10 protein-coding genes, 1 pseudogene and 1 riboswitch are annotated in these 13,050 nt (G+C 64.8%); of the genes and pseudogenes, 3 read left to right on the top strand and 8 right to left on the bottom strand.

The genetic code is table 11. The annotated features are described in order from the left end of the window. The 3 genes and pseudogenes from IEW19_RS20870 to IEW19_RS20860 all read right to left on the bottom strand — a co-directional run. Positions 1 to 319: pseudogene (locus IEW19_RS20870) on the bottom strand (hypothetical protein); the annotation flags it as partial. A gap of 1,214 nt (positions 320 to 1,533) precedes the next feature. Beyond that, a complete protein-coding gene (locus tag IEW19_RS20865) occupies positions 1,534 to 2,619 on the bottom strand; it encodes an ATP-binding protein (RefSeq protein ID WP_188573485.1) in 1,086 nt (361 codons plus the stop codon). Positions 2,620 to 3,303: 684 nt separating this feature from the next. Further along, positions 3,304 to 4,266, bottom strand: a complete 963-nt coding sequence (locus IEW19_RS20860; protein WP_188573484.1) for a LysR family transcriptional regulator — start codon at positions 4,264 to 4,266, stop codon at positions 3,304 to 3,306. A gap of 219 nt (positions 4,267 to 4,485) precedes the next feature. Here IEW19_RS20860 and IEW19_RS20855 point away from each other — a divergent pair, with 219 nt between their 5' ends. Further along, positions 4,486 to 4,893, top strand: coding sequence for a hypothetical protein (locus tag IEW19_RS20855; RefSeq protein WP_188573483.1), 408 nt, complete (start codon positions 4,486 to 4,488; stop codon positions 4,891 to 4,893). Positions 4,894 to 4,911: 18 nt separating this feature from the next. Continuing rightward, the gene (locus IEW19_RS20850; RefSeq protein ID WP_188573482.1) at positions 4,912 to 5,772 is read left to right on the top strand and encodes an alpha/beta fold hydrolase; all 861 of its coding nucleotides are present in this window, start codon (positions 4,912 to 4,914) and stop codon (positions 5,770 to 5,772) included. A gap of 619 nt (positions 5,773 to 6,391) precedes the next feature. Here the strand turns inward: IEW19_RS20850 and IEW19_RS20845 are convergent. The 5 genes from IEW19_RS20845 to acs are packed head-to-tail and all read right to left on the bottom strand — an operon-like array spanning position 6,392 to position 11,993. Further along, positions 6,392 to 6,874, bottom strand: coding sequence for a flavin reductase family protein (locus tag IEW19_RS20845; RefSeq protein WP_308420024.1), 483 nt, complete (start codon positions 6,872 to 6,874; stop codon positions 6,392 to 6,394). Positions 6,875 to 6,905: 31 nt separating this feature from the next. Next, a complete protein-coding gene (locus tag IEW19_RS20840) occupies positions 6,906 to 7,403 on the bottom strand; it encodes a CoA-binding protein (RefSeq protein ID WP_188573481.1) in 498 nt (165 codons plus the stop codon). Beyond that, a complete protein-coding gene (locus tag IEW19_RS20835; RefSeq protein WP_188573480.1) occupies positions 7,400 to 8,746 on the bottom strand; it encodes an O-acetylhomoserine aminocarboxypropyltransferase/cysteine synthase family protein in 1,347 nt (448 codons plus the stop codon). The genes IEW19_RS20840 and IEW19_RS20835 overlap by 4 nt, the downstream gene beginning before the upstream one ends. Continuing rightward, a complete protein-coding gene (sfnG, locus tag IEW19_RS20830; protein WP_188573479.1) occupies positions 8,746 to 9,918 on the bottom strand; it encodes a dimethylsulfone monooxygenase SfnG in 1,173 nt (390 codons plus the stop codon). The genes IEW19_RS20835 and sfnG overlap by 1 nt, the downstream gene beginning before the upstream one ends. Beyond that, complete coding sequence (gene acs, locus IEW19_RS20825) at positions 9,915 to 11,993, bottom strand: acetate--CoA ligase (protein ID WP_188573478.1); 2,079 nt, start codon at positions 11,991 to 11,993, stop codon at positions 9,915 to 9,917. The genes sfnG and acs overlap by 4 nt, the downstream gene beginning before the upstream one ends. Positions 11,994 to 11,999: 6 nt before the next feature. Beyond that, positions 12,000 to 12,101, bottom strand: a riboswitch (SAM riboswitch). Between the two features lie 199 nt (positions 12,102 to 12,300). On the opposite strand from acs, the gene IEW19_RS20820 reads away from it, so the two are divergent. Continuing rightward, positions 12,301 to 13,044, top strand: a complete 744-nt coding sequence (locus tag IEW19_RS20820; protein ID WP_229748635.1) for a phosphodiester glycosidase family protein — start codon at positions 12,301 to 12,303, stop codon at positions 13,042 to 13,044. Positions 13,045 to 13,050: the final 6 nt, after the last annotated feature.

Genomic DNA, 13,050 nt, shown 5'->3' with positions numbered 1-13,050 from the left:
CCGTGGTGGTGCCGAGGTTAACGGTCCCGGCGAGGGCCGTGGTGGCCGGTGCCGTGGTGGTGGCGGTGGTGGGTGCCGTGGTGGTGCCGAGGTTAACGGTCCCGGCGAGGGCCGTGGTGGCCGGTGCGGTGGTGGTTCCGGTGCTGTTGCCAGGCAGTGTCAACGACGCTGTATTAGCTGAAGGCGCGGAGATGCTGTTTGACCCGGACAGGGTCGCCGCGGCGGTGGTATCTGCGGCGTTTGCCGCTGTGCAGCCGACGGCGAGCAGTCCGCCGGCGAAGAGGGTGCCCAGAAGGCCCCTGCGAAGGTTGGAACTCATGGTGGTTTCTCCTAAGAAGTTGAGGTCGGGCGCAGGTGCGCTACCCGAAGTGTCATGTTCTGCCTCTGGAGGCAGACAGGACTCAACTAGTCAGGAAAGGAACCGGGGTCGAGGGAGACCGGTGTTGGGGCGTGCCCGGAGTAACCAAGTGCCTGGCTTAGGCCAGCGACGGGGATGTCGAAGACGTGCGAGGACAACCATGCGGCCGGGCCCGAAGAGCTCGCGGACCGCGCGTTACTTCCAGCGGAGCCTGGAAGCGCTGGTTCATCAAGCGATGGGTCCACTGTGGTGCGTGGGGACCACGGCTTCCCAAGCATGGGCTTCAGATCGTCACCATGCCACGACAGGAATTGTGGGGTGCGATGGTCAGTGCCCGTGATGCCCATAAATGCTGCAGTGACGGTGTCGGCCGTGCTGCTGGGTGTGGCCATTCCGACTGGCATGCTGGCGCCGGGAGGGGAGGACAGATTCCCACCGGGAACCTCCCCCGCAGGGTCAGGGGTGCTGTGCTGGATGCCGGGGTCGGCGCCGGTAAGGGCCTCGGGGGGCGTGAAAGGCGAAGGTGCGTTCCCCGCTACCAGATCTGTTAAGGGTTCGAGCACCGCCGGATCTGTTGGGAGCTTCAGCGTTGTCGGATCAGTTACAGGCTCGAGCGCGGGTTGAAGGGCTGTCACGGTGTCCGAAAGCGGAGCAACGACAGCGTTGGCAATGCCGGTGGCAACGTGATTTTCAACCTCAGCGACCGAGTGTGAGATGACGGGTCCAGCGGCGGCGGGAACCACTTGCGTCACCACGGGCAGGGATGCTGCCAGGTTGTCCTTTGATGTCGGGACCAGGCCAGCGACGTGCCCCGGGACACCGTTCCGGGGGGAGCTGTCGCCTGGCAGTGGAAGACCAGCGGCACCAGCCCGGGCCGGGGCGGACACGGCGGACGCGACCGCGCCCAGTGAGGATGAGGTGTCATGTGAAGAATCCGCTGTCGCGGCCGGAGACGAGAACGTCAGCCATGCCAGTGCAGCTGCACCCGCGAGCAGAACCGGGCGCACGGCACGCCACGGCGAACGAGCTTCTGCCATGCGTACCACCCCCAGTACCGGTGCATTCGACGTTTCAACAGCCTAAGACCCGACAACGGAACCTGTCTAGTGTCCCCCTCCTCGGACCCGCGGCCCGAGACAGTACCCGCTACCCGCCGATAATAAAGATTCTGTCAATCACTCGCGGAGGTATTGGCGGAGTCCGGGGATTGCGAAGTCGACTTTTCCGTAGCCGGCGGACTCGATGAGGCCCGCAGCGATGAGCCTGTTCCGGTATTTGGAGACGACGTTGGGCTTGGCTTTGAGGATGGCGCCGATCTGACCGGCGGCAGAGGGTCCGTCCTGAGCGGCCATTGCGTCGAGGAACTCGCGGTCTCGGTCCGAGATGTCCGAGAGCGCCGACTCGACGACCACCAGGGTGTTCCGTCGTTGGGCGGCAGCGATTCCACGCTGGACGTTGGTCTGATCCAGTTTCCATCCTGCCTTATCGGCTTCGAGCCAGAGGTAGTAACCCACCAGTTGGATCAGGAAGGGATATCCCTCGGTGGCTTCGGCTGCCTGGTTGATGAGGTCGGGGGAGATGCTTATGCCTCCCTGGTTGAAGAGCTCGCTGTAGGAGGCGGTGACTTCGGCGATGGCTGCTTCGTGGAGGTTTATCCTGTCGGCCCGCCGCAGGAAGGTGGCAACGCCCTCGTTCAGCAGGTCGGACACCGCTGCTGGCAGGCCGGCGAAAATCAGTCCGATCGGTAGCCCGTCGCGGATGAAGTGCTGGACGTCCGCGGCCAGTTGGGCGATTTCCGTCCTGTCAACGGCATGGATCTCATCGATAGTGATGACGAGTCCTGTGCCTTTCGCGTCCAGCAAGCGCAGCAGGTCGTTCCCGGTGCGGCGCCAGTCAGCGGCCCGTTCCGGAGGGAGTTGGGTTGTTACTGCGAACCCGGCCGCGGAGAAGGCGGTGATCTTCCGGGACGGAGGCCCGTCGCCAAGTTCGTCAAGGAGGCGTAGCATGTCGTCGCCAACTCCGGCAAGGAATCCTGGGGTGGCTGTCCGGGAGATCACAGCCCAGCCATGATCCCGGGCGATACCCTCGGCTTCGCTCAGCATGACCGTCTTGCCGATGCCCCTGGAGCCGGTGATGATACTCAAGAGCCCTGGAGCGCCCGAACCCTGCTGGAGGCCGTACTCGAACTCATCGAGCAGGCCGGCCCGCCCGACCAGCTCGGGAGGCGTAGCTCCGGCCGTCGGCTTGAAGGGATTTTGCACTGCACCCTCCTGGGTGAAACTGGGTGAAAGTGGTGAAAGTGGTGAAACTCCTGCAACGATAAGCCAGTCTTTCGACCAGAAGCAAGACGGTCCCCAAGGGAGGCGGTGGCCTCGGGGCCATCAGGTCGTTTCACTGGCCGGGAATCTGCCATCGGTGCCCACTTCCAGCCGCTCCACGCCCAAGGAACCGAGCGGAAACCTGTGCGCCACCCGGAGGTTGCCTCGCTGGAGACTCGCGACCGAAAGCCATGGGCATGTGAAGTCACGGGCGCAAAGGTGTGCCGCTGCTGGCCGCCAGGTCATGCATCATCGCTCTGGCGCGACGTTCTCAGGTTTTCATTGCTCGGGCGGCACCGGCCTCTCGGTGTGCTGGCGTCAGAATAGTGCGAAATTCCGATTTATTGACGCTTGCTCATGATGTTCTCAGATCCCACCCTGACAGTCGGAGGGGAAGGAAACGGGGTGAGCTAGCTCGAGCGAAGTCGAGGTAGTCCCAAGAATTTGGACTTGATGAAGTCCGTTTGGGGCAGGGGGTGGTTATGTCACATGTCGTGACTGGACGGGCCCCTAATAAGAAGCAGGAACTCCGCCCCCGGCCTAACCCTCCCTGGCCAGGCGGTTGTGACGTCAGGATGAGGTGTAGTTCAAAGGTGATGCGCGGGTGGCAGCTGCATTGCGGTGGCGCTAATTAAGTTGGAGTGAGGAAGGTAGCGTGCCCGGCATATGGGGATCGATGAGGTTGGGGACGCCTCCGAAGGAGGCCAGGGTCCGGGCAGTCTCGACGAATTCGCGTGCCAGCCCGTCATTGACGTCGGTGCGCCATGCGATAGATAGCGGAGAGGGCGGGACATCGTTGACCGGGATGAAAGAGAGTCCGGGACGGTCATAGAAACGTTGCGTGGAGGCTTGGGTGAATGCAATGCCTCGCTCGCCCAGGATGGCTTCGAAACATTCGTCGACCGTGGCTACCTGAGTGCCCAGACGGACCGGCTGGCCGTCACGGGCCTGGGTTGCGAGCCAGAAATCCCTCCACTTCTCCGGAGCTTTGCGGGCGACGAAGGGCTCATCAACGACCTGTTCCACGGAGACCTCGGAGAGCCCGGCGAAGCGGGAACTGCTGGCAACGACTAGGACCCGCGGCTCGATGAACAGTGTTTCCATGGCGAGCCAGTCCGTTGCTGGCAGGGGCGGACGCACAAATGCCACGTCGGCGCTTCCGTCGGCAAGCCCCGCGGTGGGGTCGGCGAAATCGAACGACCTCATCTGGACGTGGATTTCCGGGTGGTTGTTCTTGAAAGCGGCGAGGATCCGCGGCGTCAGCTCAGCAGCAGCGTTGGCCTGGAAGCCGACAATCAGGGTGCCCCTCACACCACTGGCGGCCTCCCTGGTGAGGGAAACGGCGCGCTGCGCGGCGGATAAGAGGCGCTTGGCTTCGCCCAGCAGGACATCGCCGGCGCCTGTCAGCGCTACACTGCGGCTGGTCCGGATCAGCAGGGGGGTGCCCAGCGAGTGTTCCAGCTTCCGGATTTGGACGCTGAGGGAGGGCTGGGCGATGTGAAGCCGGGCAGCGGCTCGACCGAAGTGCAGTTCTTCGGCGACGGCGACGAAGTACTGCAGGACGCGCAGGTCAAGCTGTGGCTGCTGCATCCGTCAACTGTAAGCTCCGCCACAATCCCGGGTCCAATAGCTTGAGGCTATCGCCGGTTAGGGGACAGGTATTGGACCGTGCGGGGCCGCGGGGGCTGCAATGGAAGCAGCGAAAGGTTGCCAACGGAGACCGCCGGAAAGGTGCTCCAGGAACCACGCTGTCGAGGTTCGGACAGAGAAGTCCGGCCCTCCGGGAATCCCACTGAGAGGAACAACGAGATGACGGTCGCAACACGTGCCCCTTCTGTAGACGCCTGGGTTCAGAGCTTCACCGAGGCCAACAACCAGGACCCGGAAATCCAGGCCCACGGAAAGTACTTCACCTGCTCTTACCTGCTGGACATGGAGGCGCACACCTTTGTTGTCCGGGTGGTCTCCGGCACCATCGCCCAGATTTCCGTGGACCCGGGCCCCATCGACGTGCCCTACCAGTTCGCCATCCGGGCCAGCGCCCACACCTGGGGTGAATTCGGCAAGCCCGTGCCGGCTCCCATGTACCACGGCATTTGGGCAGCGACTTTCCAGCGCGACATGAAGCTGGAGGGTGACGTCCTGGTCCTGATGCAGAACCTGCGCTGCCTGACCCGCCAGATCGAACTGCTGCGCTCCACCGGCGCACCCGTCTAGACCACAGGAGTTCCTGACATGAGCAAAATTTCCCCCGTCACCGGCCACTACGTCACCGTCGACGTCGACGGCCTCGAATACAAGGTCTTCTACTTGGAGAACGGCCAGGGCCAGCCGCTGGTCTGCCAGCACACCGCCGGAGCCCACAACCACCAATGGCGCGGCCTGTTGGAGGACCCGGAGATCACCGCCAACTACCGGGTCATCGCCTACGACCTGCCCCGGCACGGCAAGTCAGACCCGCCGGAAAACACCCAGTGGTGGACCGAGGAGTACCAGCTCAGCGCGGACCACTACGCGAACTTCATCATCGCCCTCGTCGATGCGCTGGAACTGGTTGACCCCATCTTCATGGGATCCTCCTTCGGGGGAAATATCGCGCTGCAGCTCGCCCACCGCTTCCCGGAGAGGTTCGACGCCGTCATCCCGGTCGAGGGAGCCGACTACTCACCGGGCTTTTACCTGGACTGGTGGCAGCACCCTCATGCCAATGCCGCGCAGGTGTGCGCCAGCGGCACCTGGGATCTCATGGCCCCCCAGTCACCGGAGGCAGACCGGTGGAAGACCTGGTTCTACTACAGCCAGGGTTCGGAAGCCTTCAAGGGTGACCTGTACTTCTACTCGGTCGACCACGACCTTCGGGGCAAGCTGGGCGAGATCGACACGGACAAGTGCGCCGTCGTGCTCATGACCGGCGATTACGACTACCTCACCACCCCCGAGGACAGCGCCCGCACGGCCAGTCAGATCCGCAACGGCGAATTCATCGAAATGAAGGACATCGGCCACTTCCCGATGAGCGAGAACTACCCGGTTTTCAAGGGATACCTCGTTCAGGCCCTGGACCTGATCCGCACCAAAACCAGCGCCCGGGTTTAACCGGTCCGCACCCACGGGGTCGGCGCCGACCTAAGGCCGGCGCCGACCCCTCACCTCCATAGTGACGAACCACTGCATGAGACCTGGCGTCCTCATGCCCCCTAGAGCGGAGCTCCACCCATAGAAGAATCTTCCCGGGCCAGGCACCCCCAACGTCAGGCTGAGGTGTGCCCCAATTTACGAGAAGCAACTCGCAACCACGCATGAGGTTCTCCGGAGATTCCGTGTTCGGCTTCGGCGGCACAGGAGGCCTGTTCGCTCAACGTCGGGGAGGCACACAACTGAGCGTTACCCGTAGTCCGGCGAGTAGCTCTCGAGCGAAAAGCGCGACTCAACGACGCGGGAGCTCATATTTAGGGGCATCCGCAGGAGTCGCGGATGCCCAATTCCGGCGCAAAGCTCTGATAGACATATTGCGGCGGCTGCTGGGAGGTAGCGAGTTCGATCACTTTGGATGCCCTCTCGGGTCCGCTAGGCCCTCCGCCAGCATGTGTTCACCCGGACCGGTCAGTGCTCTCCGCGCTCAAAGGGCGTTCGGGTTCTCCAGATTTCCGCAGTTCGGTAAGTCGTTGCTGGTCCTCTGATCACGTTTGAGGAAAAGAGCCTTGAAGCGATCGGGCTATACCAGCCCGTACCTGCCCCGGTAGAACAGCAGCGGATGAGCGTCGTGGCCGACGTCCAGGCTGTGGACCTTCGCCGCCACGATGGTGTGGTCGCCGCCGTCGTACTCCGCCCAAAGCGAGCAGTCCGCCCAGGCAATCACCCCGTCCAGGATCGGAGCGCCGGACGGGGCGGGGGTCCATGCAACGTTGGCGAATTTGTCCGTGCTGGTGCGGGCAAAGGCGTTGCTTAGCTGCTGGTGCCCCTCGGCGAGGACGTTGATGCAGAAGTTTTCCGCCTCCCGGATCCGCGGCCATGTGCTGGAGGTGCGGGAGGGGCTGAAGCTGACCAGCGCCGGGTTCAGTGAGAGCGAGGCGAAGGACTGGCAGGTGAAGCCGACGGGGCCGCTCCTGCCGATAGCGGTCACGACGACGATGCCGGAGGCGAAGCGGCCCAGGACCTCCCGTTGCGAGAGGGCAGGTGCTGCCAGTTCTGTCATCATGGCGTTCCTTTCGTTGCCCAAGCGGGGGTGCCTAGGCGAGCACCTGTCGTTTGGAGGAGATGACGCCGGTGTTGAAGCCGGCCAGGTGCAGGCCGCCGTGGAAGCGGGCATGCTCAATCTTCACGCAGCGGTCCATGACCACGCCCAGACCGGCCGCCTCCGCGGCGAACGCGACGTCCTCGTGCCAGGATCCGAGCTGCAGCCAAAGATTCTTGGCTCCCGCATCGATGGCTTCCTGCAGGACCCCGGGGAGATCTTCGTGCCTGCGGAAGACGTCCACGATGTCCACCGGTTCGGGTACCTCGGCCAGCGACGCGTAGGTGCGCCGGCCCAGGATCTCTTTGACCACCGGGTTCACATAGTAGAGCCGGTACGGGGTGGAGGAGAGATAGGTCGCTACGAAGTAGGAGGCGCGGGATGGTTTGTCCGAGGCTCCGACGATGGCGATGGACTTGGCATGCTGCAGGATCTGCAGGCGTTCGGCGGCGGAGGGGCTCTGCCAGTTACGGGCGGTTGGTTCGGTGCTCATGCTTTGACCTCCTGGGCCTCGGAACCCTCGTTTGTGACCTGTGGTGCGCCGCCGGAAACCAGCTGGGACTGGGCGAGGGCCTGGTCCAGGTCCCAAAGGATGTCTTCCAGGTCCTCCAGCCCCACCGAGATCCGGACCAGGTCCTCCGGGATGCCTGCCGCTTCCAGATGTTCCGCGGAGAGCTGCTGGTGTGTGGTGGAGCCGGGATGGATCACCAGGGTGCGCGAATCGCCGATATTGGCCAGGTGGCTGGCAAGCTGCAGTGACTCGATGAACTTCCGTCCCGCGGCGCGGCCGCCGACCACGCCGAAGGAAAACACGGACCCCGGGCCCAACGGCAGATACGTGCGGGCACGCTCATGGTGGATGTGCGAGGGCAACCCGGCGTAGTTCACGTAGGCCACCCGCGGGTCCTCCTCCAGCCACTGCGCCACGGCCAGTGCGTTCTTCAGGTGCTCATCAAGGCGCTGCGGCAGGGTTTCCACGCCCTGCAGCAGCTGGAAGGCGGCCAGCGGCGTCAGGGCCGGTCCGATGTCGCGCAGCTGCTCGGAGCGGAGTTTGGTCAAGAAGCCGTACTCGCCGAAGTTCTCCCACCAGGAGACGTTGCCGTAGGAGCCCACCGGCTCGGTCATGGTGGGGAACTTTCCGTTGCCCCAGTTGAACTTTCCGGATTCGACGACGACGCCGCCCAGTGTGGTGCCGTGTCCGCCGATGAATTTGGTGGCGGAGTGGATAACGATGTCGGCACCGTGTTCTATGGGCCGGACCAGGTACGGCGTGGACAGTGTGGCGTCAACTACCAGGGGTACACCGGCCTCGTGCGCCACCGTGGCCAGCCCGGCAATGTCGGCAATTTCCCCGGAGGGGTTGGCGACGATCTCCGCGTACACGGCCTTGGTGTTCTCCCGGATGGCCGCGGCATAGTCCGCCGGGTCCGTGCCGGGCACAAATGTCGTCTCCACACCAAAGCGGCGCAGCGTGACATCGAGTTGGGTGATGGTTCCCCCGTAGAGCTGGGAGGAGGCGACGATGTGGTCGCCGCTGCCGGCCAGCGCCGCGAAGGTGATGAACTCTGCGGACATGCCCGAGGAGGTCGCGACGGCCCCGATCCCGCCCTCGAGGGAGGCGATGCGCTCCTCGAAGGCGGCCACCGTCGGGTTGCCGATCCGGGAGTAGATGTTGCCGTACTTCTGCAGCGCGAAGAGGCTGGCGGCGTCCTCGGTGTCCTTGAAGACGAAGGAGGTGGTCTGGTAGATCGGGACCGCGCGGGCGCCGTGTTCGGCGTCGGGCGTGCCGCCGGCGTGCAGCGAACGGGTCCGGAATCCGAAGGGGCGTTCGGCCATCAGTCGGACACTCCCTGCAGGGCGGTAACGGGGAGCAGGTCTGTGTTGAGCTCGGTGCCCGCCGAGCGGGCAGCCTCCGCCTCCAGCTCGCGCACAATCGGCAGGATGTCCCGGCCGAATGCCTCCACCTCCTCCTGGAAATGCAGGTAGCAGGTCAGGAACAGTTTCACGCCGCGCTTCTTGTACTCCACGATCCGGCTGGCGATCTGCTCGGGGGTGCCGATCAGCTGGGTCTTGAAGCCGTCGTTGTACTGGATCAGGTCCTCGAAGGTGGAATCGGCCCACATGCCCTTTTTGTCCTTGGTGGATGCGCCTGCCTCCTGGACGGCCTCCCGGAAGCCTTCGACGGCGGGCTTGTGCGCCTTGGCGACGATCTCGCGCAGCGTTTCCCGGGCCTCCTTCTCGCTTTCGCGGGCGATCACGAAGCCGTTGAGGCCGAAGCGGGGTCGGCGGCCGGCCGGCGCCGCGGCGGCCGTGACCCCGGCAATGTTCTCGCTGAAGCCCTCCAGGTCCTTGCCGTTCGAGAAGTACCAGTCGGCCACGCGGCCGGCAGTGGCCTGGGCCGCGGTGGAGTTGCCGCCGAAGAAGATCTCCGGGTGCGCCCGGCCGGGCACATCCACCGGGGCCGGGTTCAGGGTGAAGTTGTTGATGTTGTAGTATTTCCCGTCCTGGGAGTAGCCCTGCTCGGTCCACAGGCCGCGCAGCACCCGGATAAACTCCTCGGTGCGAACATAGCGTTCATCATGCTCCAGCCATGGCAGCCCGAAGTTCACAAACTCGTCCTTGAGCCAGCCGGAGACAATGTTCACTGCGGCCCGGCCGTTGGAGAGGTGGTCGGCGGTGATCATGAACTTGGCCAGCACCCCGGGGTGCCACATGCCTGGATGAACGGCCGAGATCACCTTCAGCCGTTCGGTGGCGCCCAGCAGGGCCAGCGAGAAACTGGTGGCCTCGTGCTGCTTTTCCGCCCCGTAGGAGGCGGCGTAGCGGGTCTGTGTCAGGGCGTATTCAAAGCCGCTGTGCTCCGCGATCCGGGCGAGCTTCTTGTTGTACTCGAAGCTCCAGTCCGTGCGCTGCTCAATGGTGCTGACCACGAGGCCGCCGGAGACATTGGGCACCCAGTACGCGAATTTGAGCGGGGTGGAGAGGTCGATCCGGGGTGTGCTGCTCATAGGGTTTCCTTCTTCCGTTGGGCCAGGGCGGCAACAATGCCGGCAATGGATGCTTCGTTCTGCAGTGAGGTGGTGTCCCCCAGGGCGGTGCCCTCGTAGAGTTGGGTGAGCAACCGGCGCATGATCTTGCCGGAGCGGGTCTTGGGGACGTCGGGAACGACGATGACGGCCGCTGGCTTGGCGATCGGGCCAATCTCCCCAGCCACATGAGCGCGCAGTTCCTCGGTCAGATCCGCGCCGGACGGTGTGGCGGTACCGGGCGGCAGGACGACGAAGGCGGCGATGGCGTGGCCGGTCAGCGGATCGGCCACCGGCGCCACGCCGGCCTCCACCACCAGCGGATGCGACACCAGGGCCGACTCGATCTCGATCGTGGAGAGCCGGTGCCCGGAGACGTTCAGCACGTCATCGGTGCGGCCCAGGATCCAGATGTCGCCGTCGCCGTCGTACTTCGCACCGTCGCCGGCCAGGAAGTACCCCTGCCGGGCGTACTTGCGCCAGTAGGAATCGAGGTAGCGCTGCGGATCCCCCCAGACCGTGCGGGCCATGCCCGGCCCGGTCCCGTCCACCACGATATGGCCCTGCACGCCTGCCGGAATCTGGACGCCGTCGTCGTCGACGATTTTGACGCTCAGGCCGGGAAGTGCGCGCGAGGCGCAGCCGGGCTTGAACCCGGTGTCCGTCTGGGATGGGGACAGGACCGTGGCGCCGGTCTCGGACTGCCACCAGGTGTCCACCACCGGGGTCGTGCCGCCACCAACGTGCGTGCGGAACCAGCGCCAGGCCTCCGGATTGATGGCCTCGCCCACGGTGCCCAGCAGGCGGATCGAGGATAGGTCGTAACCGGCCGGTACCCCGTCCGGGAACCAGCCCATCAGGGAGCGGACCAGGGTGGGGGCGGTGTAGTAGCTGGTGACGCCGTAGCGGGCGATGATCTCGAAGTGCCGGCCCGGGTCCGGGGTGTTCGGCGTGCCCTCGTAGATGACCTGGGTGGCGCCGTTGGCCAACGGACCGTAGATCTCGTAGGTGTGTGCCGTGACCCAGGCCAGGTCCGCCGTGCACCAGTGCACATCCGCGTCCCGCTGGGAAGGGTCCGGATGGCTGAAAAGGTGCCGGTAGCTCCAGGCCGCCTGGGTCAGGTAGCCGCCGGAGGTATGCACCAGTCCCTTGGGCTTGCCGGTCGTGCCGGAGGTATACATGATGAACAACGGCGTTTCCGCGTCGAAGGCCTCGGCCTGGTGCTCCGGGCTGGCGGTGCCGACGGCGTCGTGCCACCACACGTCCCGGCCCGGGGTCCAGTCCACATCGGAGCCGGTCCGGCGGACCACCAGCACATGCTCGACCGCATTTTCCCCGGCGATGGCGGCATCCGCGTTCGCCTTGACCGGAACCGCCCTGCCGCGGCGGTACTGCCCGTCCGTGGTAACCAGCAGCTTCGCGCCGGTGTCCTCGACCCGGAAGCGCAGTGCCTCTGCGGAAAACCCGCCGAAGACCAAGGAGTGGATGGCACCGATCCGGGCCACGGCCAGCGTGATGATGACCGTTTCCGGGATCACCGGCAAGTAGATGACCACCCGGTCGCCCTTGCCGATCCCGAGGCTAAGCAGAGCGTTGGCGGCCCGGGAAACCTCCTGCTGGAGCTCCGCATAGGTGATGGCACGCCGGTCGCCAGGCTCGCCCTCAAAGTACAGGGCCACCTTGGCTCCCCGGCCGGCCGCCACGTGGCGTTCCACGCAGTTCACCGCCACGTTCAACCGGCCGCCGGCGAACCACTCGATTTTCGGGACCGTGAGGGGGACTGTCAACAGGAGTTCGGCCGCCGGCGACTGCTCAGCGACGGACGGGTTCAGGGCCGGTTCGCGGACGGACGTTTCAAGCGGGCGCGCCGGCTCCCACGTGTGGGAGGTGTGCCAGGGAGTGGCCCAATCGAGGTCGCGGGCCGCCTCTTCCCAAAAGACGATCCGGCGCGCGGTTTCCCCGGCGGGTTCCTGCGATTGGGCTTTCGCCTGTTCAGCGGCACCAGGCTGGGCAACAGGGGGGATGGGTACAGCGGAAGTTAGGGGGTAAATCGTCATGAAATAGCTCCATCGATCCTGGCATTAGCACCTTCCGGATGCCTTGACGGCACCAAGGGGTTGCTGCGGTTTCATAGATCCAGGTATCTCGGCCGCTCGGGATGGGTCAATACCAACTAAACCCGATACGGCATCCCGATCACCAATGGTGCCGTCACATTTCGAAACCCGGATGGCTTCTATACGCCGGCATGCGCCGAACGTGGCGTTTAGAATCCGGAATCGGGCGCGGTCGGACCAGGCACGCCTTCTTGCACATTGGATGCAGCCGGCATGGCGAGGGAAGAAACGCCGTCAAATCCGCGCGATGCCACGCAGTCTGTTGCAGTTGGGAGGACAGGGCCCGCTCGCGCTGCAGGACGTCACCTGCACGAACGCCAACGAGCTCGTCGCCTTCATCCCCGAGTTCGGTCCGTACACACCCGCAGGTCCCGGTCTTGAGGTCGCGGTGGACAGCCACGACACCGTCACAGCCGTCTCGGAGACCCGCGGCGAGGCCGTCCCTGCCGGTGGCCACACCGTCCAGGCCACGGGTAATGATGTCGCGAAGCTCCGCATGCTGGCACCGGTCGGCGCCAAACTGAAAATCGGCACCGGGCTCGCCGGCCAGGGAGGCAAGATGCTCCACACCGACAAAGCCACCAGCGTCGTCAACGGCGGACCCGTGCTCGTCAAGAATGGCCAGGAGGACGTCACCGTTAAGCAGGACGGCATGGTCCACCCCAATGACGGGAACAGCTTCTACTACGGCTGGGTTCACAAGCGGAACCCCCGCACCTTCGCCGGCACCGACGCCCAGGGTGACACCATTCTGGTCACCGCCGACGGACGCTCAACAGCATCCCTGGGCCTGAGCCTGAAGGAAGAAGCCGACGTCGCCTCGTCGCTGGGCATGGTCCAGGCCATGAATTTGGATGGCGGCGGCTCAACCACAGCTGTTGCCGGCGGAACCGTCCTCAACAGCCCCTCAGGTGGCGCAGAACGCGCCGTCGGGGACGCCCTCCTCGTGCTTCCTTCCCGCAAGGACGATCTGCAGGACGCAACCAAGTAAAGCTAA

The sequence above is a fragment of the Arthrobacter liuii genome, from assembly GCF_014639275.1.
GTDB classification, from domain to species: domain Bacteria; phylum Actinomycetota; class Actinomycetes; order Actinomycetales; family Micrococcaceae; genus Arthrobacter; species Arthrobacter liuii.
The sequence above is the reverse complement of the archived record's forward strand: the minus strand, read 5'-3'. Positions and strand labels throughout refer to the sequence as shown.